General features: G+C 71.7%; 20 protein-coding genes and 1 pseudogene. 14 read left to right on the top strand and 7 right to left on the bottom strand.

The genetic code is table 11. The features are described 5' to 3' along the window. Window positions 1–2: 2 nt before the first annotated feature. The 5 genes from OG623_RS23015 (at window position 3) to OG623_RS22995 (ending at window position 7267) form a co-directional block, all read left to right on the top strand. Window positions 3–944, top strand: a complete 942-nt coding sequence (locus OG623_RS23015; protein WP_406148898.1) for a carbohydrate ABC transporter permease — start codon at window positions 3–5, stop codon at window positions 942–944. A gap of 29 nt (window positions 945–973) precedes the next feature. Further along, window positions 974–1825, top strand: coding sequence for a carbohydrate ABC transporter permease (locus tag OG623_RS23010; RefSeq protein ID WP_406148897.1), 852 nt, complete (start codon window positions 974–976; stop codon window positions 1823–1825). Further along, entirely contained in the window at window positions 1822–2874 is a 1053-nt protein-coding gene (locus tag OG623_RS23005; RefSeq protein ID WP_406148895.1) for a LacI family DNA-binding transcriptional regulator, read from the top strand. Before OG623_RS23010 ends, OG623_RS23005 begins: the two co-directional genes overlap by 4 nt. 52 nt (window positions 2875–2926) lie before the next feature. Continuing rightward, window positions 2927–4861, top strand: a complete 1935-nt coding sequence (locus OG623_RS23000; RefSeq protein WP_406148893.1) for a cellulase family glycosylhydrolase — start codon at window positions 2927–2929, stop codon at window positions 4859–4861. A 69-nt stretch (window positions 4862–4930) separates the two neighbouring features. Continuing rightward, window positions 4931–7267 carry a glycoside hydrolase family 3 N-terminal domain-containing protein gene (locus OG623_RS22995; RefSeq protein WP_406148892.1) on the top strand — a complete coding sequence of 779 codons (2337 nt, stop codon included), beginning with the start codon at window positions 4931–4933 and terminating at the stop codon, window positions 7265–7267. Between the two features lie 25 nt (window positions 7268–7292). On the opposite strand, the gene OG623_RS22990 is transcribed toward OG623_RS22995, so the two are convergent. Beyond that, window positions 7293–8600, bottom strand: a complete 1308-nt coding sequence (locus OG623_RS22990; protein ID WP_406148890.1) for a glucarate dehydratase family protein — start codon at window positions 8598–8600, stop codon at window positions 7293–7295. Then, window positions 8597–8731, bottom strand: a pseudogene (locus OG623_RS22985) (5-dehydro-4-deoxyglucarate dehydratase); the annotation flags it as partial. The pseudogene OG623_RS22985 and the gene OG623_RS22990, both read right to left, overlap by 4 nt. 134 nt (window positions 8732–8865) lie before the next feature. Between OG623_RS22985 and OG623_RS22980 the strand changes: the two are divergent. Continuing rightward, window positions 8866–9660 (top strand): IclR family transcriptional regulator, encoded by a 795-nt coding sequence (locus OG623_RS22980; protein ID WP_406148889.1) that lies wholly within the window; start codon window positions 8866–8868, stop codon window positions 9658–9660. A gap of 60 nt (window positions 9661–9720) precedes the next feature. On the opposite strand, the gene OG623_RS22975 is transcribed toward OG623_RS22980, so the two are convergent. Beyond that, window positions 9721–10284, bottom strand: a complete 564-nt coding sequence (locus tag OG623_RS22975) for a TetR/AcrR family transcriptional regulator (RefSeq protein WP_406148887.1) — start codon at window positions 10282–10284, stop codon at window positions 9721–9723. Between the two features lie 123 nt (window positions 10285–10407). Here OG623_RS22975 and OG623_RS22970 point away from each other — a divergent pair, with 123 nt between their 5' ends. After that, window positions 10408–11145, top strand: coding sequence for an SDR family oxidoreductase (locus OG623_RS22970; protein ID WP_406148886.1), 738 nt, complete (start codon window positions 10408–10410; stop codon window positions 11143–11145). 40 nt (window positions 11146–11185) lie between these two features. Here the strand turns inward: OG623_RS22970 and OG623_RS22965 are convergent, their stop codons facing one another. Then, window positions 11186–11611 carry an Asp23/Gls24 family envelope stress response protein gene (locus OG623_RS22965; protein ID WP_406148885.1) on the bottom strand — a complete coding sequence of 142 codons (426 nt, stop codon included), beginning with the start codon at window positions 11609–11611 and terminating at the stop codon, window positions 11186–11188. A gap of 272 nt (window positions 11612–11883) precedes the next feature. Between OG623_RS22965 and OG623_RS22960 the strand changes: the two genes are divergently transcribed. The 3 genes from OG623_RS22960 to OG623_RS22950 are packed head-to-tail and all read left to right on the top strand — an operon-like array spanning window position 11884 to window position 14960. Next, a complete protein-coding gene (locus OG623_RS22960) occupies window positions 11884–13041 on the top strand; it encodes an acyl-CoA dehydrogenase family protein (RefSeq protein ID WP_406148883.1) in 1158 nt (385 codons plus the stop codon). A 19-nt stretch (window positions 13042–13060) separates the two neighbouring features. After that, a complete protein-coding gene (locus OG623_RS22955) occupies window positions 13061–13936 on the top strand; it encodes an acyl-CoA thioesterase (protein ID WP_406148882.1) in 876 nt (291 codons plus the stop codon). Between the two features lie 28 nt (window positions 13937–13964). After that, complete coding sequence (locus OG623_RS22950; RefSeq protein ID WP_406148881.1) at window positions 13965–14960, top strand: cation diffusion facilitator family transporter; 996 nt, start codon at window positions 13965–13967, stop codon at window positions 14958–14960. 22 nt (window positions 14961–14982) lie between these two features. On the opposite strand, the gene OG623_RS22945 is transcribed toward OG623_RS22950, so the two are convergent. Then, window positions 14983–16137, bottom strand: coding sequence for an epoxide hydrolase family protein (locus OG623_RS22945; protein WP_406148879.1), 1155 nt, complete (start codon window positions 16135–16137; stop codon window positions 14983–14985). A gap of 63 nt (window positions 16138–16200) precedes the next feature. Here OG623_RS22945 and OG623_RS22940 point away from each other — a divergent pair, with 63 nt between their 5' ends. Beyond that, window positions 16201–17187, top strand: coding sequence for a helix-turn-helix transcriptional regulator (locus OG623_RS22940; RefSeq protein WP_406148877.1), 987 nt, complete (start codon window positions 16201–16203; stop codon window positions 17185–17187). Here OG623_RS22940 and OG623_RS22935 read toward each other — a convergent pair. Continuing rightward, window positions 17139–17939 carry a phosphatase gene (locus OG623_RS22935; protein ID WP_406148876.1) on the bottom strand — a complete coding sequence of 267 codons (801 nt, stop codon included), beginning with the start codon at window positions 17937–17939 and terminating at the stop codon, window positions 17139–17141. The two genes, OG623_RS22940 and OG623_RS22935, sit on opposite strands and share 49 nt — an antisense overlap. 91 nt (window positions 17940–18030) lie before the next feature. Continuing rightward, window positions 18031–18645: a TetR/AcrR family transcriptional regulator gene (locus OG623_RS22930; RefSeq protein WP_406148875.1), complete on the bottom strand. Its 615-nt coding sequence runs from the start codon at window positions 18643–18645 to the stop codon at window positions 18031–18033. A 110-nt stretch (window positions 18646–18755) separates the two neighbouring features. On the opposite strand from OG623_RS22930, the gene OG623_RS22925 reads away from it, so the two are divergent. Genes OG623_RS22925 through OG623_RS22915 form a run of 3 tightly spaced genes read left to right on the top strand, consistent with a single transcriptional unit; the run spans window position 18756 to window position 23381 of the window. Further along, window positions 18756–20372: a carboxyl transferase domain-containing protein gene (locus OG623_RS22925; protein WP_406148874.1), complete on the top strand. Its 1617-nt coding sequence runs from the start codon at window positions 18756–18758 to the stop codon at window positions 20370–20372. Between the two features lie 13 nt (window positions 20373–20385). After that, on the top strand, window positions 20386–22434 hold the full coding sequence (locus tag OG623_RS22920) for a biotin carboxylase N-terminal domain-containing protein (protein ID WP_406148873.1): 2049 nt from the start codon (window positions 20386–20388) through the stop codon (window positions 22432–22434). Continuing rightward, the gene (locus OG623_RS22915; protein WP_406148872.1) at window positions 22431–23381 is read left to right on the top strand and encodes a hydroxymethylglutaryl-CoA lyase; all 951 of its coding nucleotides are present in this window, start codon (window positions 22431–22433) and stop codon (window positions 23379–23381) included. Before OG623_RS22920 ends, OG623_RS22915 begins: the two co-directional genes overlap by 4 nt. Window positions 23382–23383: the final 2 nt, after the last annotated feature.

Below are 23383 nucleotides of genomic sequence, written 5' to 3'. Positions count from 1 at the left end.
CAATGACGATGCTCTCGTCCGCCCCGGGCGGCGCCTCGGTCCGCGGGCAGGTCACTCCCCCGCGGTCCGCCGCCACCCCGACCCGCCGTGAGCAGGGCGGGGTCATCCTCGCCGTGCCCGCGCTGGTCTGGTATCTGGTCTTCATGGTCGGCCCGCTGGTCGCCATCTTCGTCATCGCCGCCCTGCACTGGCCCGGGATGCTCCAGCCGGTCTCCTTCGCCGGCACGGGCAATGTGCGCGCCGTCCTGGACGACCCGGTCTTCTGGGACGCGGTGACCAACACCGCCGTACAGCTCGTCGTGGCCGTGCCCCTGATGATCGTCGGCGCGTACATGCTCGGGTACTACGTCGCGCAGAAGCCGCCGGGACACCGCGTCCTGCGCTATCTGCTCTTCATACCCGGGCTGATCTCCACCCCCGCCAAGGCGATGGTCTTCTACGCGGTCCTCTCACCGGACGGCCTGCTCAACGGCGCCCTGGACAAGGTCGGCCTCGGCTCGATGACCGACGCCTGGCTGGCGTCGCCGTCGACCGCCCTCGGCTCCCTCATCCTCCTCGACGTATGGAGCGGCATCGGCTTCACCGCCGTGCTGTTCGCGGCCAGGCTCGGCAGCGTCCCGGACGAGATCGGGGAGGCCGCGCAGCTGGACGGCGCCGGGCACTGGCGCGCCATGTGGCGCATCCACTTCCCCGTCATCCGGGACTTCGTGGGTGTCGTGACGATGCTCCAGTTCCTCTGGACGCTCTTCGGCTCCGCGCAGAACGTGCTGCTGCTCACCCAGGGAGGCCCCGGCAGCTCGTCGACGACGCTGTCCTTCCTCGTGTACCAGAAGGCGTTCATCGCGGCCGACCTCGGCTACAGCCAGACCGTCGGTGTGGTCCTCTTCCTGGTCGGCCTGGCCGGGCTGCTCACCATCCGCCGCGTCTTCCGCCAGAACTACTGAATCGGAGCGGTCCCATGAAGAGCGGTCCCATGAAGAGCGGTTCCATGAAGTACGGGAAATTCGGGCGGTCCTGGCTGCCGGCGCACATCTTCGCCTGGCTGTACATGGTGCTCCTGGTCGTCCCCCTCTACTACCTCCTGGTCTCGGCGTTCAAGACGAACGACGAGATCTTCGGGAGCCCCTTCTCGCTCCCCACCTCCCTGTCCACCGCCAACTTCACCGAGTCGTTCAGCTCGGCCCATCTCGGTCCCGCCGTCGTCAACTCGATGCTCGTGACGGTGCTGGCGCTGGTGCTCACCCTGGCCCTCGCGATACCGGCGGCCTTCGCCATCGCTCGTACGGAGGGGCGGCTCGGGGCCCTGGTCGAGCGGGTGTTCTCGCTGGGCTTCCTGATCCCGACGTTCGCCGCGCTCTTCCCCACGTTCCTGCTCGCCGCCGCGACGGGTCTCTTCCACACCCGCGCGTTCATGGTGCTGTTCCTGCCGGCCACGGCGATGCCGCTCTCCGTGGTGATCCTGGTGCAGTTCATGCGGACCATCCCGCGCGAGATGGAGGAGGCGGCGCGCATGGACGGCGCGTCCACCTTCGCCGTCCTGCGGCACATCTACACCCCGATGTGCATGCCGGGCATCGCGACGATCCTCCTGCTGAACTTCCTGACCTTCTGGAACGAGTACCTGTACTCGCTCGTCATCATCGGCCCCGACCCCGACCTGCGCACAGTGCAGGTCGCCCTGCCCACGCTCAAGTCCCTGACGGGTACGGACTACGGCATCCTTACGGCGGGCACGGTGCTGACCCTGGTCCCGGTCTGGGTGGTCTACACCGTGCTCCAGAAGCGGATGCAGCAGGCCCTCGTCAGCGGAGCGGTGAAGATGTGAACAGTTCTCCCGAAGGGCGTACCGCCGTGCGCCCCACCATCAAGGCCGTGGCAGCGGCGGCCGGGGTGTCCACCGCGGCCGTCTCCCAGGCCGTCAACGGCACCGGCCGGATCTCGGAGGCCACCCGGCGCCGGGTCCTGGACGCGGCCACCGATCTCGGCTGGTCCCCCAGTGCCTCGGCGACGGCGCTGCGCCGGGCCCGTACGCGTACGATCGCGCTGGTCGTCCGGCGGCCCACCGATGTGCTGGGCTCCGACCCGCACTTCAGTGAGCTGATAACCGGCCTGGAGGGCGAACTCGCCCCACGCGGCTACGGTCTGCTGCTGCACCTGGTGGCGGACATGGCCCAGGAGAACGCGCTGTACGAGCGGCTGGTCGCCGAGGGCCGGATCGACGGGGCCGTGCTGAGCGACGCCCGCGCCGACGATCCGCGCCCCGCCCTGCTGCGCGGCCTCGGTCTGCCCGCCGTCCTGCTGGGCGCCCCGGACGCGGCATCGCCCGTACCCCGGGTGGGGCTCGGGCAGCAGGGCGCGGGCGTCAGGGAGGCCGTGGCCCATCTGCTGGAGCTGGGGCACCGGCGTATCGCCTACATCGCGGGACCGGCCGAACTGCTGCACACCCGGCTGCGGTTGGCCGCCTTCGACGAGGCCCTGGCCGAGGCGGGGCTGAGCCCCGTCGCCGTACGCCACAGCGACTTCACCGAGCGGGCCGCCGTGGAGGTCACGGAGGAGCTGCTCGCCCTGCCCGAGAGGCCGACGGCGCTGGTGTTCCCCAACGACTCGATGGCCGTCTGCGGCATCGGCACGGCGCAGCGCGCCGGGCTCCGGGTGCCCGACGAGCTGTCGGTGGTCGGTTACGACAACCTCTCGCTCGGCCGCTGGGTCCACCCCCGGCTCACCACCGTCGACCAGCAGGTGCAGCGCGTCGGTGCCGCCGCCGCCCGCACCCTGCTCGCCGGCTGCGGGGAGGACGTACCCCCGCCGGTGCTCGACGGCCGCCCCCGGCTGGTCGTACGGGAATCGACCGGACCGCTGCCTTCCCCGGGCTGAACCACCGCACCACCCACGCACCCCCCGCACACCGAAGAGGACCAGAACCACCATGCGACGCCACAGCGCCCAGCTCACCCACGACTCCGCCGTACTCCCGTGGATCGGGGCCAACTTCTGGTCCCGTACCGGTGGTCCGCTGATGTGGCGGAACTACGAGCCGAAGACGGTACGCGAGGAGCTGTCCGTGCTCAGGGAGCACGGCCTCAACATGACCCGGTCGTTCTTCTACTGGCCCGACTTCCACCCGGAGCCGGGCCGCATCGACGAGGAACTCTGCGACCGGTTCCGGGACTTCCTCGACGCCCACCAGGAGCTGGGCATGGGCACGGTCCCCACGTTCATCGTCGGGCACATGTCGGGCGAGAACTGGGACCCGGCCTGGCGCGGTGACCGTGATCTGTACGAGGACGTGTGGCTGGTCGGCCGGCAGGCGTGGTTCGTCTCCCAGATGACCCGCCGCTTCAAGGACCACCCGGCGGTCACCGGCTGGCTGATCACCAACGAGATGCCGGGCTACGGCCGGATCTACCAGCTCGACCCGCCGAATGCCGATGTCGTCACCGCCTGGGCGCAGTTCATGTGCGACGCGGTGCGCGCGGCGGGCGGTACACAGCCCGTGTCGCTCGGCGACGGCGCCTGGGGCATCGAGGTGACGGGCCGCGACAACGGCTTCTCGCTGCGGGAGACCGCCGAGTACGTCGACTTCGTCGGCCCGCACGTCTACCGCTCGGACACGGACCGGCCGCGCCAGCACTACCGGGCCGCGTTCGAGTGCGAGCTTGCCGCCGTCACGGGTCAGCCGGTCGTCCTCGAGGAGTTCGGGCTGTCCACCGACACGGTCTCGGCGGCGAACGCGGGCGTCTTCTACCGGCAGACCCTGCACAACTCGCTGCTCGGCGGGGCCACCGGCTGGATGGCCTGGAACAACACGGACTACGACGAGCTCTGGGAGCAGTCGCCGTACGACCACCACCCCTTCGAGATGCACTTCGGGATCACGGACGGCGCCGGGCGCCCCAAGGAGCCGCTGCGCGAACTGGCCGCCTTCGCACGGGTCCTGGAGCAGGTCGACTTCCCGCGCTGCCGCCGCACCGACGCGGACGCGGCGCTCGTCGTGCCGGCCTTCCTCGAACGCGGCTACCCCTACAGCCGGCCCGCCGACCGTCCGCTGATCTTCACCTCGCTGCACCAGGGATATGTCGCGGCGCGCGGCGCGGACCTGCCGGTGGCGCTCGCCCGGGAGGCCGACGGGCTGCCGGACGACGCCTCGCTGTATCTGCTGCCGTCGACGCGCCAGCTGACCACCCGCACACGGCGTGCGCTGGAGGAGCGGGCGAAGGCGGGGGCGACGGTGTATCTGTCGTTCTGCTCGGGTGAGTACCCGACGACGCGCGGCCCTTGGTTCCACGACCTCGACGGGCTGTTCGGGGTGGAACTCCAGCTGTCCTACGGGGTCGCCGAACCGATCGAGGACGACGTCCTGGAGATGACGTTCACCGAGGACTTCGGCTCGATCGCGGCCGGCGAGGTGCTGACCTTCCCGGTCGCGGGCAACGAGGACAGCCGCGCCTATCTGCCGGTCGTCCCCGACGGCGCGCGGGTCGTCGCGACCGACGCGCACGGCCGCCCGGCACTCCTGCGGTACGGGACGGGCGCGGGCCACACGGTCCTGGCCACGTATCCGCTGGAGCACATGGCGGCGCGTACGGCGCGTGCCAACCCGGAGCAGACGCACCGCCTGTACGCGGCGCTCGCCGAACTCGCCGGTGCGGCACGGCCGGTGACGGTCTCCACCCCGTACGTCAGCGCCGACACGCTGGTCCGCGAGGACGGTGCGCGGTTCGTGTGGCTGGTGAGCCAGTCCGCCGAAGAGCTGACGGTGCGCCCCTCGGCGGACGGTCAGCTGCGCGAGCTGACCGGCGGGGATCCGGTACGGGACCTGACCCTGGCCCCGTACGGGGTGCGTGTGCTCGAACTGCGCTGACTGCCCGCCCCCTTGAGGAGCCGACCGATGTCCGACCCCGTGTTCCGCGCCCCCTTGAGGAGCCGTCCCATGTCCGAGCCCCTGTTCCGCGACCCCGGGGCAAGCGTCGCCGACCGGGTGCGTGATCTGCTGTCGCGGATGACGCTCACCGAGAAGGTGGGTCAGGTCAACCAGCGGATGTACGGCTGGCACGCGTACGAGCGGACCCCGTCGGGCCACCGGCTGACGGACGCGTTCCGTGCGGAGGTGGCCGCCGGGGACGGGATGGGCGCACTGTACGGACTCCAGCGCGCGGACCCCTGGTCGGGTGTCACACGGGAGACGGGCATCGGTGCGGCGGACGGGGCCCGGGTCTCGGACGCCGTGCAGCGGTACGTCGTCGAGAACACCAGGCTCGGTATCCCCGTCCTGCTGGTCGAGGAGATGCCGCACGGACTCCAGGCCCTGGACGGGACGGTGCTGCCGGTGAATCTGGCGGTCGGCGCGACCTGGGATCCGGAGCTGTACGAGGAGGCGTCGGCCGTCGCCGCCGCGCAGCTGCGGGCGCGTGGCGGCCATGTGGCACTGGTGTCGGCGCTCGATCTGATGCGGGATCCGCGCTGGGGCCGTGCGGAGGAGTGCTTCGGCGAGGACCCGTATCTGGCGGCGCGGTTCACCGAGGCGCTGGTGCGCGGGGTGCAGGGCCCGGCCGGGGAAGCCATCGGCCAGGACCGGGCCGCTGTCGTGCTGAAGCACTTCGCCGGACAGGGCGCCACGGTCGGCGGCCGTAACAGTGCGGCCACCGAGCTGGGCGCCAGGGAGCTGCACGAGATCCATCTCGTGGCGGCGCTCGCGGGCGTACGGGCCGGGGCGGCCGGCCTCATGGCCGCGTACAACGAGTTCGACGGGGTGCCGTGCGCGGCGAACCGGCATCTGCTGACCGAAATCCTGCGGGAGCAGTGGGGGTTCGACGGCCTGGTGATGGCCGACGGGCTCGCGATCGACCGCCTGGTGCGGATGGCGGGTGATCCGGTGGCGGCCGGTGCGCTGGCGCTGCGGGCGGGGACGGACCTGAGCCTGTGGGACGCCTGTTATCCACGGCTGGCGGAGGCGGTCGGGCGGGGGCTGGTCGATGAGTCCACGCTGGACACGGCGGTGGGACGCGTCCTGGCGCTGAAGTTCCGCCTCGGCCTCTTCGAGCACCCGTACACCGGCACCCGGGAGGCTGACCCCACGCGCCTGGAGGGGCTGAGCGAGCGCATCGCCCGTGAGTCCGTCACGCTCCTCGACCACGACGGGGTGACGCTGCCGCTGGCCGGTCACCGTACGGGGAGGGGCGCCGGCGCACGCGTCGGCACGGTCGCGGTCATCGGGCCGAACGCCGACTCCGTGCCGCAGCAGATCGGTGACTACACCGCGCCGCAGCCGCCGGGCACGGGCAGCGGTGTGCTGGCCGGTGTCCGGGCGGCGGCGCCGGACGGCACCCGGGTCACGTACGCCCGGGGCTGCGGGCTCATCGGCGGCGACCTCTCGGGGCTGCCCGACGCGGTGGCGCTCGCGTCCGACGCGGATGTGGCGGTGCTGGTGCTCGGCGGGTCGAGCGCGCGCGAGTCCGGCACGCGTTTCGACGCCAACGGTGCGGCGGTCGTCGCCTCGGGCAATCCGGTGGAGATGACCTGCGGCGAGGGCGTCGACCTCGCCGACATCGGGCTGCCCGAGGGCCAGTCGGCCCTGCTGGACGCGGTCGCCGCGACCGGTACCCCGGTGGTCGTGGTGCTGGTCCAGGGCCGGCCGCACGCCCTGGCCGACCTCACAGGAAAGGCGGCGGCGGTGCTGAGCGCCTGGTATCCGGGTCCGTGGGGCGGAAGGGCCCTCGCGGACGTGGTGTTCGGCGCTGCGGAGCCCCGGGGGCGGCTGCCCGTCTCGGTGCCCCGCTCGGCGGCCCAGCTGCCCGTGTTCTACAACGGCAAGGACCACGGCTACCGGGGTTACGTCGACCAGCCCGCCACGCCCCGCCATCCGTTCGGCCACGGCCTGTCGTACACGACGGTCGAGTACGGGGAGCCCCGGCTGACCCTGACGTCCGTGGCGGTGGACCGCTTCGGGGCGGGGGCGCCCCCGCTGAGCTGCACGGTCCGTGTCGTCAACACGGGCGGCCGACCGGTGTCGGAGACCGTCCAGCTCTATGTGCGCCGGGTGCTCGGCGGGTCCTCGTGGCCCCGGGTGCGTGAGCTGCGTGGCTTCGCCCGGGTGGAGCTCGCGCCGGGCGCCGGCACCGAGGTCACCTTCCCGGTGGACGCGCGGACCCTGGCCTCGTACACGGGCGCCGGTGCGTGGGCGGTGGAGCCGGGCGAGTTCGCGATCGGGACGGGCCCGTCGTCGCAGCGGACCCGCGAGGCCCGGCTCACGGTGACGGCCGCGCCCTGAGGGCGGCGGGGCGGCAGGGCGGAGGTCACCAGCGCGGGATGGCAGGGGCGGTCCACCGCGGGTCGGTGGCACGCATCGCGGCCGCGTCGTCGCGGTCCTTGTACGTGCCGTCGTCGTCCAGCCACCGCTGGTGGAGGAACGCGAGCTTGTCGCGGTCGAGTGCGACGCCGAGACCGGGTGCGTCGGAGACGGCGACCCGGCCGCCGTCGAAGGTGAGCCGCTCGGTGAGGACGTCCTCGGACTGCCAGGGGTAGTGGGAGTCGCAGGCGTGGTGGAGGTCGGGGACGGTGGCGGCGACCTGGGTCATGGCGGCGAGGCTGATGCCGAGGTGGGTGTTGGAGTGCATCGACACCCCGACGCCGAAGGTGCGGCAGATGGCGGCCAGTTGCTGGGTGTTGCGCAGGCCGCCCCAGTAGTGGTGGTCGGAGAGGACGACCTGCACGGCGCCCTGGGTGAACGCGTCCCTGATCTCGTCGAACGTGGTCACGCACATGTTGGTGGCGAGCGGTACGCCGGACCTCGTGGCGACCTCGGCCATGGCGGGGACACCGGTCGCCGGGTCCTCCAGGTATTCGAGTACGTCCCTGAGCTCGTCGGCCACCTTCAGCGAGGTCTCCACGGACCATGCGCCGTTGGGGTCGAGCCGCAGCGGGTGGCCGGGGAAGGCGGCGGCAAGTGCCTTGACCGCGGCGATCTCCTGGTCCGGGGGGAAGACGCCGCCCTTGAGCTTGAAGGAGGTGAAGCCGTAGCGCTCGGTGAAGGTGCGGGCCTGCTCGACGATCCCGGCGGGGTCGACGGCGGCGCCCCAGCCGTCGGGCTCGCCCTGGGGCCCGCCGCCGGGGTCCGCCGGGTGGGCGGCGTACTTGTAGAAGAGGTAGGCGCTGTATTCGACACTGTCGCGCACCTTGCCGCCCAGCAGCGTGTGCACCGGCAGTCCGAGCGCCTTGCCGAGGGCGTCGAGGCAGGCGACCTCGAAGGCGGAGACGACGGACAGGCGCAGCTTGTCCGCGGTCTGGACGCCGCGCAGACCGCCGACGTCGACCTGTCCCGTGACCCGGCCGGCGTCGACGGCGACCTCGTCGGCCGCGGTGAACAGGCCGTTGAGGTCACTGACCTGATGGCCTGTCAGTTTCTTGGCGAGGGGCCGGGCGAGCTCCAGGTACTTGGTGTCGCCGTAGGTCTCGCCGAGGCCGGTGATCCCGTCGGCGGTGACCACCTCGACGATCAGACGCGGGGTGTAGGGCTGGTGCACGCCCGCGGTGTTCAGCAGCGGCGGGTCGGCGACCAGGATCGGGGTCAGCGTGACGTCGGTGATGGTGAGGTCGCGGGTCACAGGGAGGCTCCAACGAGATCGAGTCCGGTACCGAGCAGGGTCCTGAGGGTGGCCAGGTCGGCGTCCGAGGGGTCGGTGAGCGGGGCGCGTACGGGTCCGACGGCGCGCCCGCGCAGCCGGGCCGCGGCCTCGGTGCCGATATCCAGATGCACGCCATCTCCCCATGTAGACGCTATCCATGTATGAAGCTGGAGATTAGGTAGCTGGACCTTTGTGCGTCAATGGGTCCGCACGGCCGGTTCTCCGGCCCGATTACGATCGGCGCATGCCAGACACAACGCGAGAGGCGGGCGGCGTCCGCGAGGTGAAGTCCGCGGCACGCACGGTCGAGCTGCTGGAGGTACTGGCCGCGCGCGGCGACCGGCCGGTGCGGCTCCAGGAGCTGGCGGACGAGCTGGGCGTGCCGCGCAGTTCGATGTACGCACTCCTCCAGACCCTGATCTCACGCGGCTGGGTCCGCACGGATCTGACCGGCTCGCTGTACGGCATCGGCATCCACGCCCTGCTCACCGGGACCAGCTATCTGGACTCCGATCCCCGGGTGCGCGCGGTGCGGCCGTATCTCGACGAGGCGTCCGAGGCGCTGGGCGAGACGATCCACATGGGCCGGCTGGACGGGCGGGACGTGGCGTATCTGGCGACACGGGAGTCGCACGAGTACCTGCGGACCATCAGCCGGGTCGGACGGCGCCTCCCGGCGCACGTGGGTGCGCTGGGCAAGGCGCTCCTGGCCGAACGCCCGGACGAGGAAGTGCCCGAGGGGCCGTACGAGGCGATGACGCCGAACACCCACACCACCAGGGAAGCCCTGCTGGCCGACCTCGCGGAGATCCGGGAGCGCGGTCACGCGGTGGACCGGGAGGAGGGCGTCACCGGGCTCGTCGGCTTCGGCTTCGCACTGCGGTACGACAACCCGGCCCAGGACGCGCTCAGTTGCTCGGTCCCCGTGGCCAGGCTGACGCCTGAGCACGAGGAGCGGATCGTGACGGTGATGCGGGAGATCCGGGCGAAGACGGAGGCGGCGATTCCGACGGGGAACGGCTCGGCGCACTGGCGCTGACACCCACCGGCCCCGCGGCCCCCAGGGTCACACCCGCCGGCCCCGTCGCCCCCGGGACCGTCACACCCGCCCGGCGCGCAGCCCGTCGATGACGATGGTGAGCATGCGCGCGGCGCGCTCCTGCCAGTCGGAGCCGCCCGCCTTCCACAGGAACGACACGAGCAGCAGCACCTCGTCGGCGTCGGCGTCGGGGCGCAGCTCCCCCGCCTCCTTGCAGGCGGTCAGCAGCCGGTCGAGGGCGCCGATGACCGGCGCGTGGTACGCGTTGCCCAGGTCGGCGCGGGTGGCGGCCTCGACGGCCAGGGACGCGCCGCGCTTGATCCTGCCGTACGCGGCGAGCCGGTCGAACCAGAGCCTGAGCGCGTCCAGCGGCTCGTGCTCGGCGAGCAGGGCGGGAGCGGCGTCGATGAGCGCCTCGACGTCCTCGCGGTAGACGGCGACGAGCAGCGCCTCGCGGTTGGCGAAGTGCCGGTACATGGTGCCCTGCCCGATGCCGACGGCCTTCGCGATCGACTGGAGGGTCGCCTCCGGCGCCTCGGTGAACAGCGTGCGCGCCGCGTCGATGATCCGCGCGCGGTTGTCCTGCGCGTCCGACCGCGTGGCGCGACGGCGTGGCTGCGTCATCCGTTCTCTCCGTTCCGGCCCTTCGGCTCCGATTGCTTATCCGGACACGTGTCCGCTACCGTGGAAGCCGTACAGGACACATGTCCGCTTAGCAGTCTAGAGCGTCTGGAACGGAGATTCGACATGCCCGGAATCGAAGGCAAGGTCGTGGCGATCACGGGGGCGAGCAGCGGGATCGGCGCCGCCACCGCGCGCCTGCTGGCGGAACGAGGGGCGAAGCTCGTGCTCGGTGCCCGCCGGGAGGAGCGACTCGCGGCACTGGCCGACGAGCTGCGGGACAAGGGGTACGAGACCGCGTTCACCACGGTCGACGTCGCCCGCCGCGAGGACCCGGCCCGGCTGGTGGCACTCGCCCGCGAGCGCTTCGGCGCACTGGACGTCCTGGTCGGCAACGCGGGCACCGGCCCGCTGTCACCGCTCGACGACCTGCGGGTGGACGACTGGGACGCGATGATCGACGTGAACATCAAAGGGCTGCTCCACGGCATCGCCGCGGCCCTGCCGGTCTTCCGGGCCCAGGGACACGGTCAGTTCGTGCACACCCTGTCGACCGCCGCCTACAAGACGGTTCCCACCATGGCCGTCTACTCGGCCTCCAAGGCCGCCGCGCGCAACCTCACCGAAGGCCTGCGACAGGAGGCGGGCCCGTCGATCCGCGTCTCCATGGTCTCGCCGGGCTTCGTGGCGACCGACTTCCTGGACTCGGTGCCGGGCGCCGAACTGCGTGCGCGGCTGGGCGAGACGATGGATACGGTCGCCATCCCTCCGGCGGCGGTCGCCCGCGCCATCGGGTTCGCGATCGAGCAGCCCGCCGACGTCGACGTCAACGAGATAGTCGTCCGGCCGACGGCCCAGGTCTGAGCCGCCGCCGACGACACATACCGCCGGCGGGCTCGGACCGTCACCGCACGCGTGCGGACGCCCGGTCGCGGTCCTCCTCGTCCTCGTCATCGTCGTCGTCAGGGACATGGACGTCGAAGACATGGATATTGACCTCGACGACGTCGAGACCGGTCATCGACTCCACCGCGTTCTTCGCCTGGCTCCTGATCCGCTCGGCCAGTTCATGGATCGCGACGCCGTACTCCACCTCGACGTCGACATCGATCGCGGCCTGCTTCTCGCCCACTTCCACCTTGACGGCGCGCCCCGCCCCCGAGGACCCCGACCTCAGTCCGCCGACCGCACCCATGGCCTTCGACGCACCCCGGCCGACCGAATGCACGCCCTCGGTCTCCCGGATGGCGATTCCGGCGATGGTGGCCACGACACCGTCAGCGATGGTCGTCGTGCCACGTCCGTTCCTGCCCTGGTTCTCCTCAGCCATGACTACCTCGCGATGAGTTGATGCGGCGGGGAGACTCGCCGTCCTCGCCGGCTCCTCATTTCACTGTGCGCCCGCCTGCCACAGCCCGCCATCGAGGCGTACACAGCGCTCCGACCGGCCACGCTCAGCGACCGGACACACCGGGGAGAAGGCGTGCCGAGCATCACCCTGGACAGCCACCGTGACCGCCGGGTAACTTTTGACCAGGACTGAGCAAGCGCTTAGCCACTGCGACCGAAGCTGACACTGAAGCTGCCACCAGGAGGCACCCCGTGCGCCGTACGGTTTACAACGAGGACCACGAGGCGTTCCGGGAGACCATCCGCGCCTTCATCGAGGCCGAGGTCGTCCCCGTCTACGACGAGTGGTTCACCGAGGGCCAGGCGCCCCGCGACTTCTACTACAAGCTCGCCGAGCTGGGCATCTTCGGCATCGAGGTGCCCGAGGAGTACGGCGGCGCGGGCATCGAGTCCTTCAAGTTCGAAGCGATCCTGTACGAGGAGACCGCCCGCGCGGGCATCTCCTTCGGCGGCTCCGGGGTGCACGTCCTGCTCTGCCTGCCCTACCTCAAGGCGTACGCCACCGAGGCGCAGAAGAAGCGCTGGCTGCCGGACTTCGTCTCGGGCAAGTCGATGTACGCGATAGCGATGACCGAGCCCGGCACGGGTTCGGACCTGGCCGGCATGAAGACCACCGCCAAGCTCTCCGAGGACGGCACGCACTACGTCCTCAACGGCGCCAAGACCTTCATCACCGGGGGTGTGCACGCCGACAAGGTCATCGTCTGCGCCCGCACGGACGCCCCGAAGCCCGACGACCGCCGCCACGGCATCTCGCTCCTGGTGGTCGACACCAAGTCCGAGGGCTACTCGGTCGGCCGCAAGCTCGACAAGCTGGGCCTGAAGGTCTCCGACACCGCCGAACTGGCCTTCGTGGACGTCAAGGTGCCCGTCGACGACCTGCTGGGCGAGGAGAACAAGGGCTTCTCCTACCTCGGCCAGAACCTCCCGCAGGAGCGCCTGGGCATCGCCGTCGGCGCGTACGCGCAGGCCGCCGCCGCCGTGCGGTTCGCCCAGCAGTACACGCAGGACCGCACCGTCTTCGGCAAGACCGTCGCGTCCTTCCAGAACACCAAGTTCGAACTGGCCGCCTGCAAGGCCGAGGTCGACGCCGCCGAGGCCGTCTGCGACCGGGCGATCGAGGCCCTGGACGCCGGTGAACTCACCCCCGCCGAGGCCGCGTCGGCGAAGCTGTTCTGCACCGAGGTCGCGCACCGCGTGATCGACCGCTGCCTCCAGCTGCACGGCGGCTACGGCTTCATGAACGAGTACCCGATCGCCCGTCTCTACACGGACAACCGGGTCAACCGCATCTACGGCGGCACGAGCGAGGTCATGAAGTCGATCATCGCCAAGTCCATGGGTCTCTGAGAGCGGCTACGTTCCTTCCATGAGCGAAGCACTCGAATCGCTGCTCGATCTGCTCGACCTGGAGCGGATCGAGCAGGACATCTTCCGGGGCACGAGCCGTTCGGCGGTCGTGCCCCGTGTCTTCGGCGGCCAGGTCGCGGCCCAGGCCCTGGTCGCCGCCGGGCGCACGGTCCCCGACGACCGGGGTGCCCACTCCCTCCACGCGTACTTCCTGCGCCCAGGGGACCCGGGCGCGCCGATCGTCTACAGCGTGGACCGGATCCGCGACGGGCGGTCCTTCACCACCCGGCGGGTCGTCGCCGTCCAGCACGGCAAGCCGATCTTCCACCTCTCGGCGTCGTTCCAGGCGCACGAGGAGGGGATGGACCACCAGGCCGTCATGCCCCAGGCCCCGGACCCCGAGACCCTGCCGACGGCCGAGGAGATGCTGCCCGGGTACGCGGACCGCTTCTCCGACCCGCGCGTGGTGGACCGGCTGCTGGAGTCCCGCGCCGCGGTCGACCTGCGCTATGTCGACGCCCCGCCGTTCGCCACCGCCGGAGAGCCGCGTGAGCCGCGCTCCCAGGTCTGGTTCAGGACGCGGGGCAAGCTCGCGGACGACCCGCTGCTGCACGTCTGCATGGCGACGTACGTCTCCGACATGACCCTGCTGGACTCGGTGCTGCTGGCCCACGGCCGCGGCGGCTGGGCGGTCGGTGACGTGGTGGGCGCCAGCCTCGACCACGCGATGTGGTTCCACCGTCCCTTCCGCGCGGACGAGTGGCTGCTGTACGACCAGGAGTCGCCCTCCTCGTCCGGCGGGCGCGGTCTCGGCCAGGCCAGGATCTGGACGGCCGACGGGAAGCTGGCCATCACGGTCATCCAGGAGGGCCTGGTCCGCGTCCCGAGGGACTGAGGCCGCACATTCGGACATACTGCCCCTCATGAGTGACGCCAGGGGTGCTGCCGGGAGTGACGCCACGGGTGACGACGAGGCCGGTGGCGGCGAGTCCACGACCACCGTCGTCGTCGCGGCCGCCGCCAATCTCGGTATCGCGGTGGCGAAGCTGGTGGCGGGGCTGATCAGCGGTTCGAGCGCGATGCTGTCGGAGGCCGCGCACTCGGTCGCCGACACGGTCACCGAGCTCATGCTCCTCACCGCGCTCAAGCGCAGCGAGAAGCCCGCCGACGAGGACCATCCGCTGGGCTACGGCCCCGAGCGCTACATCTGGGCGATGCTCGCCGCCGTCGCGACGTTCGTCGGCGGCGCGGTGTTCTCCCTGTACGACGGCATCCACACCCTGGTGAAGGGTGAGGAGCTCGGTGATCCGCTCGTCTCCTACCTCGTGCTCGCGGTCGCCTTCCTGCTGGAGGGCTTCTCGCTGCGCACCGGGGTCCGGCAGGTGCGCGGGGAGGCCGCGCGGCTGCGGATGCCCGCGCCGCGCTATCTGCGCCGGACCCCCGACACGGCGGTCAAGGCCGTGGTGATGGAGGACTCCGCCGCCCTGGCGGGTCTTCTGCTGGCGGCCGGCGGGCTGCTCGGCGGGCAGCTCACCGGCTCCGGGCTCTGGGACGGGATCGCCTCGATGCTCATCGGCGTACTGCTGGTGTACGTCGCCTGGGTGCTCTGCCGGTCCAACGCCCAGCTGCTGGTGGGCCGTCCGCTCCCGCCCGAGATGCGCGCCGGGGTGCGCGACGAGCTGCTGTCCGTGCCGCACATCATCGAGGTGCTGGAGCTGACCACGCTGATCCAGGGCCCTTCGGAGCTGCTGATCGCCGCGAAGATCGACTTCAGGGACGCGTCGACGGCCGAGCAGATCGAGTGGGCCTGCGAGGAGGCGGAGGAGCAGCTGCGGGAGCGCTACCCGTCGATCCAGCGGGTGTACCTGGACCCGACGCCGGGGCGCGCGCAACGGTCGGCGGCGCGCGCCCGCGGCTGAGTGCCTGTCACGGGCGGTGCTGTCAGCCGAGGTCCGCGAAGAACTCCCGTACGTCGTCGGCCAGGAGTTCCGGCTGCTCCAGGGAGAGGAAGTTGCCGCCGCGCTCGAATTCGGTCCAGCGCACGACCTGGTGGTCGCGCTCGGCGTAGCGGCGGATCGCCACGTCGGAGGGGAGGGCGACGACCACGGCGGTGGGGACGGTGCCGCGCTCCTTGGGGGTCCGTGCGCCCGGGTCGTGGGCCGTCTCGTAGTAGAGGTGGGCCGAGGACCCCGCCGTGCCGGTGAACCAGTACAGGCTGACGTTGGTGAGCAGGGTGTCGCGGTCCACGGCGTCCTCGGGCAGCTCCTTCGCCGTGTCCGTCCACTCCTTGAACTTCTCGACGATCCAGGCGAGCTGGCCCACGGGCGAGTCGTTCAGTCCGTAGGCCACCGTCTCGGGGCGGGTCGACTGGAGGACGTTGAAGCCCATCATGTGGTCGCGGAAGTACTGGAGGCGCTCCAGCCGGGTCTGTTCGCCCTCGGTGAGCCCGGCGAAGTCGGCGGGGTCGTCCGAGGGGAAGGTGACCAGGCCGTTGACGTGGACACCCGCCACATGCTCGGGGTCGATCCGGCCCATCTCGCCGGCGATCCAGGCGCCGCCGCCGTTGCCCTGGACTCCGTAACGCCCGTAGCCCAGGCGGGACATGAGCGTGGTGAAGGCCGCTGCGATGCGGCCGTTGTTCCAGCCCGTCGAGGTCAGCGGTCCGGAGAAGCCGACGCCGGGCGTCGAGGTGACGACGAGGTGGAAGTCCCGCGAGAGCGGCTCTATGACGTCGATGAACTGGACGAACGAGCCGGGCCAGTCGTGGATCAGCAGCAGGGGCGTGGCGCCGGCGTTGTCGGAGCGGACGTGCGCGAAGTGGATGTCCTGCCCGTCGATCTCCGTGACGTACTGCGGGATCTCGTTCAGCCGGGCCTCCGCCTTGCGCCAGTCGAAGCCGTCCGCCCAGTACGCGGCGAGCTCCTTCAGATAACCGGCGGGGACGCCTCGCGACCAGTCGTCGACGCCCTGGACGCCGGTGCTCCAGCGGGTCCGGGCCAGACGCTCACGCAGATCGTCGAGGTCCGCCTGCGGAATGTCGACCCGGAAGGGGCGGACGGAACTGTCCGCGGCTGCGGTCTTGCTGCTGTTCTCCATAGGTGAAATCATAGGTGTGATATAGGCACGGTTCTTTCCTATTCGGACGGCGGACCACCACGCATGCTGGAAACCTCCGCACGTCTGCTGCGGCTGCTCTCCCTGCTCCAGTCGCCCCGCGACTGGCCGGGATCCGAGCTCGCCGACCGGCTCGGGGTGAGCAGCCGGACCGTGCGCAACGACATCGAACGGCTCCGGGCACTCGGCTATCCGGTGGACGCCACCCGCGGGTCGACGGGCGGCTACCGGCTCGCCGCGGGCAGCGCGATGCCCCCGCTGCTCCTGGAGGACGACGAGGCCGTCGCGGTCACGGTCGCCCTGAGCAATGTGGCGCGTAGCTCGCTGGCCGGGATGGAGGAGACGGCGAGCCGTACGCTCGCCAAGCTGGAACAGATCCTGCCGTCGCGTCTTCGCCGGCGGGTCCGCGCGCTCCAGCAGTACGCCGTGCCGGTGGAGCTGGACCGGCCCGTGCCGGAGACCGACCCGGAGCTGCTGATGACGCTCACGGCCGCCTGCCGTGACCACGAGCGCCTGCGCCTGGACTACCGGAACCACTCGGGTGCGTCGTCGCGCCGTCTGGTGGAGCCGCAGCGCGTCGTGAACTGGGACCGCCGCTGGTATCTCGTGGCGTGGGACGTCGACCGCGACGCCTGGCGGACCTTCCGCGTGGACCGGCTCGCCCCCGGACTGCCGGCCGGACCGCGCTTCGAGCCCCGCGCCGACCCCGAAGGCAACGCGGCCGTGTACGTCGCGGGGCAGGCGTCGGCCGCCGCCTGGCGCCACCGCGCCCGGGTGACGGTCCACGCCCCCGCAGCCGCGGTGCTGGAGCGGATCAACCCGGCCGTGGGCACGGTCGAGACCGTCGACGAGGAGACCTGCGTCCTGGACACCGGAGCCGACTCCCTGGACACGCTCGCCGTCCATCTGGGCATGCTCGGCTTCGGCTTCACGGTGACGGAGCCGGCCGAGCTCGTCACCCACCTGCGGGAACTGGCCGCGCGCTACGCCCGGTCGACGGAGGGCAGCAGCCCGGCCGCGTCGAGCAGGTAGTCGGTCATCGGGTCGTAGTAGCGCGGGTCGGCCACATGGTCGTCCAGCGGCACGGTGACCTGGACGGTGCCCTCCGCCTCTCCGAGGAACAGCGCGGGGTCGTTGGAGTCCGCGTAGCCGATCGAGTCGATCCCGCGCTGCCCGGCGCAGCCCGCCCAGCCGTGGTCGGCCACGACCAGGTCGGGCAGCGGGCGGCCCTCGCGCTCCAGGCCGTCCAGGATGGCGGTCATCGGGACCGGCGAGTGCGTGTGCCACAGGGTCGCGCCGCGCTCCAGCACGGCGACGTCGGCGAACTGGAAGACCATGCCCTCGTCGGGCGCCATCAGACCGCCGGGGATCTTCACGATCTCGCAGCCCGCCGACCGCAGGGCGTCCGCGGTCCTGCGGTGCACATCGAGCAGCCCGCCCGGGTGCCCTGTCGCGACCAGGACGCGTTCGCCGTCAGCGGCGGCCTTCCGCAGCCTGGCGGCCATCCGGTCCAGGCCGTCCACCGTCAGCTCGGGGTCGATGGTGTCCTGGCCCTGCCGGTGCTCGGGGTCGTCGCTGACACCGCATCTCTCGGCCATCACGGCCAGCACGTCCTGCTCGTCCGACCACCGGTCGCCGAGCTCCAGACCCAGCCAGAAATGGCGGTTGCCGTTGGCGAGCTGGCGGTAGTGGGAGAGGTTGTTGTCGCGGGGGGTGGCGACGTCGCCCGCGATACGGGTGCGGACGAGGTGCTCGACGAGGGCGGCGCGGCTGGGTATCGGCATGCACCCATTGTGCCGTCGTCGGGGCGCTGTGTGCCCGGTGTCTCGTACGTCGGGATCCTCCGGCCGGAACGGTGCCCGGCCGGCCCTGGATCTACGACGCGGCCGCCGCGAAGGCGCCCCGCGCCAGCCGGTGCAGCAGGGCCGCCGTGGCCGCCCGGTCGGGGAGCGCCTCGGGCCGGGTCAGATGGGGGGTGGAGTTCAGCAGGCCGAACACCGCGTGGACGGTGACCCGGGCCTCGTTCTCCGGGAGGGCCGGGTAGCGGGCGCGTACGGCCTCGACCCAGACCTCCACGTACTGCCGCTGGAGCTGGCGCACGCGCTTGCGGTCGGTGTCACGCAGCCGGTCGAGCTCGCGGTCGTGGAGGGTGATCAGGGGGCGGTCGTCGAGGGCGAAGTCGATGTGGCCCTCGATGAGGGCGTCCAGGAGGGCGTCCGGGGAGCCGCCGCCGGAGGCACCGCCCTCGGTGACGCGGAGCTTCCCGCCGGCCAGCAGGCGCTCACTGATGCCGACGAGCAGCTCGGCGAGCATCGCGTCCTTGCCCGGGAAGTGGCGGTAGAGGCCGGGGCCGCTGATGCCGACCGCCGCCCCTATCTCGTCGACCCCGACACCGTGGAAGCCGCGCTCGGCGAAGAGACGGGCCGCCTCTCGGAGGATCTGCTCGCGCCGGGTGGGAGCCGCGACACGGGCGGTGGCATGGGTGCTCATGAGGATTCATTCTAGACAGGCGGGTTAGCGCTCGTTAACCTGAGGCGTCACGCGTTAACGCTCATTAACTCCGATCGACTACGGCGGTACGGGCAAGGGGGCTCGACAGGATGCAGCAGGCACCGGTCCTGGTGAGCGCGGCCGATCCCGCCTCGGAGGCCTGGCAGGCCAACGAGGCGGCGCATCACGCGCTCACCGACGAGCTGCGCACGCGGCTCGCCACGGCACGGCTCGGCGGGGGTGAGAAGGCCCGCGCCCGGCATGTGGCGCGTGGCAAGCTGCTGCCCCGGGAGCGGGTGGACGCGCTGCTCGATCCGGGCTCCCCCTTCCTGGAGCTGGCACCGCTCGCGGCGGATGGACTGTACGGGGGCGCCGCACCGGCCGCCGGGGTGATCGCCGGGATCGGGCGGGTCAGCGGCCGTGAGTGCGTGATCGTCGCCAATGACGCGACCGTCAAGGGCGGGACGTACTACCCGATGACGGTGAAGAAGCATCTGCGCGCCCAGGAGGTGGCCCTGGAGAACCGGCTGCCGTGCCTGTATCTGGTGGACTCGGGAGGCGCGTTCCTCCCGATGCAGGACGAGGTCTTCCCCGACCGGGACCACTTCGGGCGGATCTTCTACAACCAGGCCAGGATGTCGGGCGCGGGCATCCCGCAGATCGCCGCCGTGCTCGGCTCCTGCACGGCGGGCGGGGCGTACGTCCCGGCGATGAGCGACGAGGCCGTCATCGTCCGCAACCAGGGCACGATCTTCCTCGGCGGCCCGCCGCTGGTGAAGGCGGCCACCGGTGAGGTCGTGACGGCGGAGGAGCTGGGCGGCGGCGAGGTCCACTCCCGTACGTCCGGGGTCACCGACCACCTCGCCGAGGACGACGCGCACGCGCTGCGGATCGTGCGGAACATCGTCGCGACGCTCCCCGGGCGCGGCCCGCTCCCCTGGTCCGTGGAGCCCGTCGACGAGCCGAAGGCGGACCCCTTCGGGCTGTACGGCGCGGTGCCCGTCGACTCGCGTACGCCTTACGACGTACGGGAGGTCATCGCCCGGGTGGTGGACGGCTCCCGCTTCCAGGAGTTCAAGGCGGAGTACGGCCAGACGCTGGTCACCGGCTTCGCCCGGATCCACGGCCACCCCGTCGGCATCGTCGCCAACAACGGCATCCTGTTCTCGGAGTCCGCCCAGAAGGGCGCCCACTTCATCGAGCTGTGCGACCAGCGCGGCATCCCGCTGGTGTTCCTGCAGAACATCTCCGGCTTCATGGTCGGCCGGGACTACGAGGCGGGGGGCATCGCCAAGCACGGCGCCAAGATGGTCACGGCCGTGGCGTGCACCAGGGTGCCGAAGCTGACGGTCGTGGTCGGCGGGTCGTACGGCGCGGGGAACTACTCCATGTGCGGCCGGGCCTATTCGCCGCGGTTCCTGTGGATGTGGCCCAACGCCAAGATCTCCGTCATGGGCGGCGAGCAGGCCGCGTCGGTGCTGGCCACCGTCAAGCGCGACCAGATCGAGGGCCGTGGCGAGGAGTGGCCCGCCGAGGAGGAAGAGGCCTTCAAGGACCCGGTCCGCGCGCAGTACGAGCAGCAGGGCAGCGCCTATTACGCCACCGCCCGGCTCTGGGACGACGGTGTGATCGACCCGGCGGAGACCCGGCAGGTGCTGGGGCTCGCCCTGACCGCGTGTGCCAACGCCCCGCTGGGCGACCCCCAGTTCGGCGTCTTCCGGATGTGATGTGAGGACTTCCATGTTCAGCACTGTTCTGGTCGCCAACCGTGGCGAGATCGCGGTCCGGGTCATCCGGACCCTGCGCGAGCTCGGGGTGCGGTCGGTCGCCGTCTTCAGCGACGCCGACGCGGACGCCCGGCACGTCAGGGAGGCGGATACGGCGGTCCGGATCGGGCCGGCCCCCGCGGCGGAGAGCTATCTGTCGGTGGAGCGGCTGCTGGACGCCGCCCGCCGCACCGGCGCCGAGGCCGTCCACCCGGGGTACGGCTTCCTCGCGGAGAACGCCGGCTTCGCGCAGGCCTGCGCGGAGGCGGGGCTGGTCTTCATCGGCCCGCCCGCTTCGGCGATCTCGCTGATGGGCGACAAGATCCGCGCCAAGGAGACCGTGGCCGCCGCCGGGGTGCCGGTGGTGCCCGGCTCCTCGGGCAGCGGGCTCACCGATGCCCAACTCGCCTCGGCCGCGCGGGAGATCGGGACGCCGGTGCTGCTGAAGCCCTCGGCGGGCGGCGGCGGCAAGGGCATGCGGCTGGTGCGTGACGAGACGCTGCTCGCCGACGAGATCGCGGCGGCCAGGCGCGAGGCACGCGCCTCCTTCGGCGACGACACACTCCTGGTGGAGCGGTGGATCGACCGGCCGCGCCACATCGAGATCCAGGTCCTGGCCGACGGCCACGGCAACGTGATCCATCTCGGCGAGCGCGAGTGCTCGCTCCAGCGCCGCCACCAGAAGATCATCGAGGAGGCGCCCTCGGTCCTGCTCGACGAGGCGACCCGTGCGGCGATGGGTGAGGCGGCCGTGCAGGCGGCCAGGTCCTGCGGGTATGTCGGCGCGGGCACGGTCGAGTTCATCGTCCCGGGCAGCGACCCCTCCTCGTACTACTTCATGGAGATGAACACCCGCCTCCAGGTCGAGCACCCTGTCACCGAGCTGATCACCGGGCTCGACCTGGTGGAGTGGCAGCTGCGGGTGGCATCCGGCGCCCAACTGCCTTACGACCAGGCCGACATCACCCTCACCGGGCACGCCGTCGAGGCCCGGGTCTGCGCCGAGGACCCGGCGCGCGGCTTCCTGCCGTCCGGCGGCACGGTCCTCGCGCTGCACGAGCCGCAGGGCGGCGGGGCGCGGACGGACTCGGGGCTCAGCGAGGGCGTGCCGGTCGGCAGCACGTACGACCCGATGCTGTCGAAGGTCATCGCGTACGGCCCCGACCGGGCGACCGCGCTGCGCCGGCTGCGGGCGGCACTGGCGGACACGGTGGTGCTGGGCGTGCCGACGAACGCCGGGTTCCTGCGGCGGCTGCTGGCCCACCCGGCGGTGGTGGCCGGCGATCTGGACACGGGTCTGGTGGAGCGGGAGGCGGACGGCCTGGTGCCGGACGGGGTGCCGGAGGAGGTGTACGCGGCGGCGGCGCTGCTGCGGCAGCCGCCCCCCGCGCCCACGGCCGGCTGGGTCGATCCGTTCTCGGTGCCCAGCGGCTGGCGGCTGGGCGGCACCCCGGCGGAGACCTTCCACCACTTCCGCGTACCCGGCCATGACCCGGTGCGCGTGGGGCTGCGTACAGGGGCCGGGGGCACGGCAGCGCTGTCCTTCGGCCACGCCGGGGACCGCGAGGGGCACGCGGACACCTGCGGTCCTGTGCCGTCGCTGCCCGGCGCGGACCGGTCCCGTCTCGTCGAGGTGTCCGGGCGGCGCGCCGTCGTCGAACTCGACGGTCTGACCCACACGTTCAGCAGGGCGCCGTCCCCGGAGGGCGTCTGGCTCGGCCGGGACGGGGACACCTGGCACGTCCAGGACCACGACCCGGTGGAGGCCTCCCTCAGCGGCGCCGCACGCGCGGGCGCCGACACGCTCGCCGCGCCCATGCCCGGGACGGTCACGGTGGTGAAGGTGGCGGTCGGAGACGAGGTGGTGGCCGGGCAGAGCCTGCTGGTCGTCGAGGCGATGAAGATGGAGCACGTGATCTCCGCCCCGCACGCCGGGACGGTCGCCGAGCTGGACGTCACCGCGGGGAGCACGGTCGCCATGGACCAGATCCTGGCCGTGGTGGCCCCGAGGGAGGAAGCGTGACCGACACCGGACTGCCCATGACGGTGACCGCGCCCGGACTGCCGGCCCGGGTCCGTATCCATGAGGTCGGCGCCCGCGACGGGCTGCAGAACGAGAAGACCGTCGTGCCGACGGAGGTGAAGGCGGAGTTCGTCCACCGGCTGGCCGGGGCGGGGCTCACCACGATCGAGGCCACCAGCTTCGTCCACCCGAAGTGGGTACCCCAACTCGCGGACGCCGAGCAGCTGTTCCCGCTTCTCGACGACCTCGTGGACGCAGGTGACGTGGCCCTGCCCGTCCTCGTGCCGAACGAACGCGGCCTGGACCGGGCGCTCGCGCTCGGTGCCCGTCGGATCGCGGTGTTCGGCTCGGCGACCGAGACGTTCGCCGCGCGCAACCTCAACCGCACGGTGGACGAGTCGCTCACCATGTTCGAGCCGGTCGTGGCCCGGGCGAAGGCGGCCGGCGTCGGGGTGCGCGGCTATCTGTCGATGTGCTTCGGCGACCCCTGGGAGGGCGCCGTGCCGCTCGCGCAGGTCGTCAGGGTCGCGAAGGCGCTGGAGGACCTCGGCTGCGACGAGCTGTCCCTCGGCGACACGATCGGCGTGGCCACCCCGGGCCATGTGACGGCGCTGCTGGCCGCGCTGAACGAGGCGGGGGTCCCCACCGGCACGATCGGGGTGCACTTCCACGACACGTACGGCCAGGCGCTCTCCAACACCCTGGCCGCGCTCCAGCACGGGGTGACGACGGTGGACGCGTCGGCGGGCGGCCTAGGCGGCTGCCCGTACGCGAAGAGCGCCACCGGAAATCTCGCCACCGAGGATCTCGTGTGGATGCTCGACGGCCTCGGTGTCGACACCGGGGTCGATCTCGGCGCACTCACCGCCACCAGCGTGTGGATGGCCGAACAACTGGGCCGTCCGAGCCCGTCCCGTACCGTCCGCGCGCTGTCCCACAAGGAGTGAAA

This window comes from Streptomyces sp. NBC_01012, assembly GCF_045162755.1.
Lineage (GTDB): Bacteria > Actinomycetota > Actinomycetes > Streptomycetales > Streptomycetaceae > Streptomyces.
Note: the sequence above shows the minus strand (reverse complement) of the source record. Positions and strands in the feature narration are given on the sequence as shown.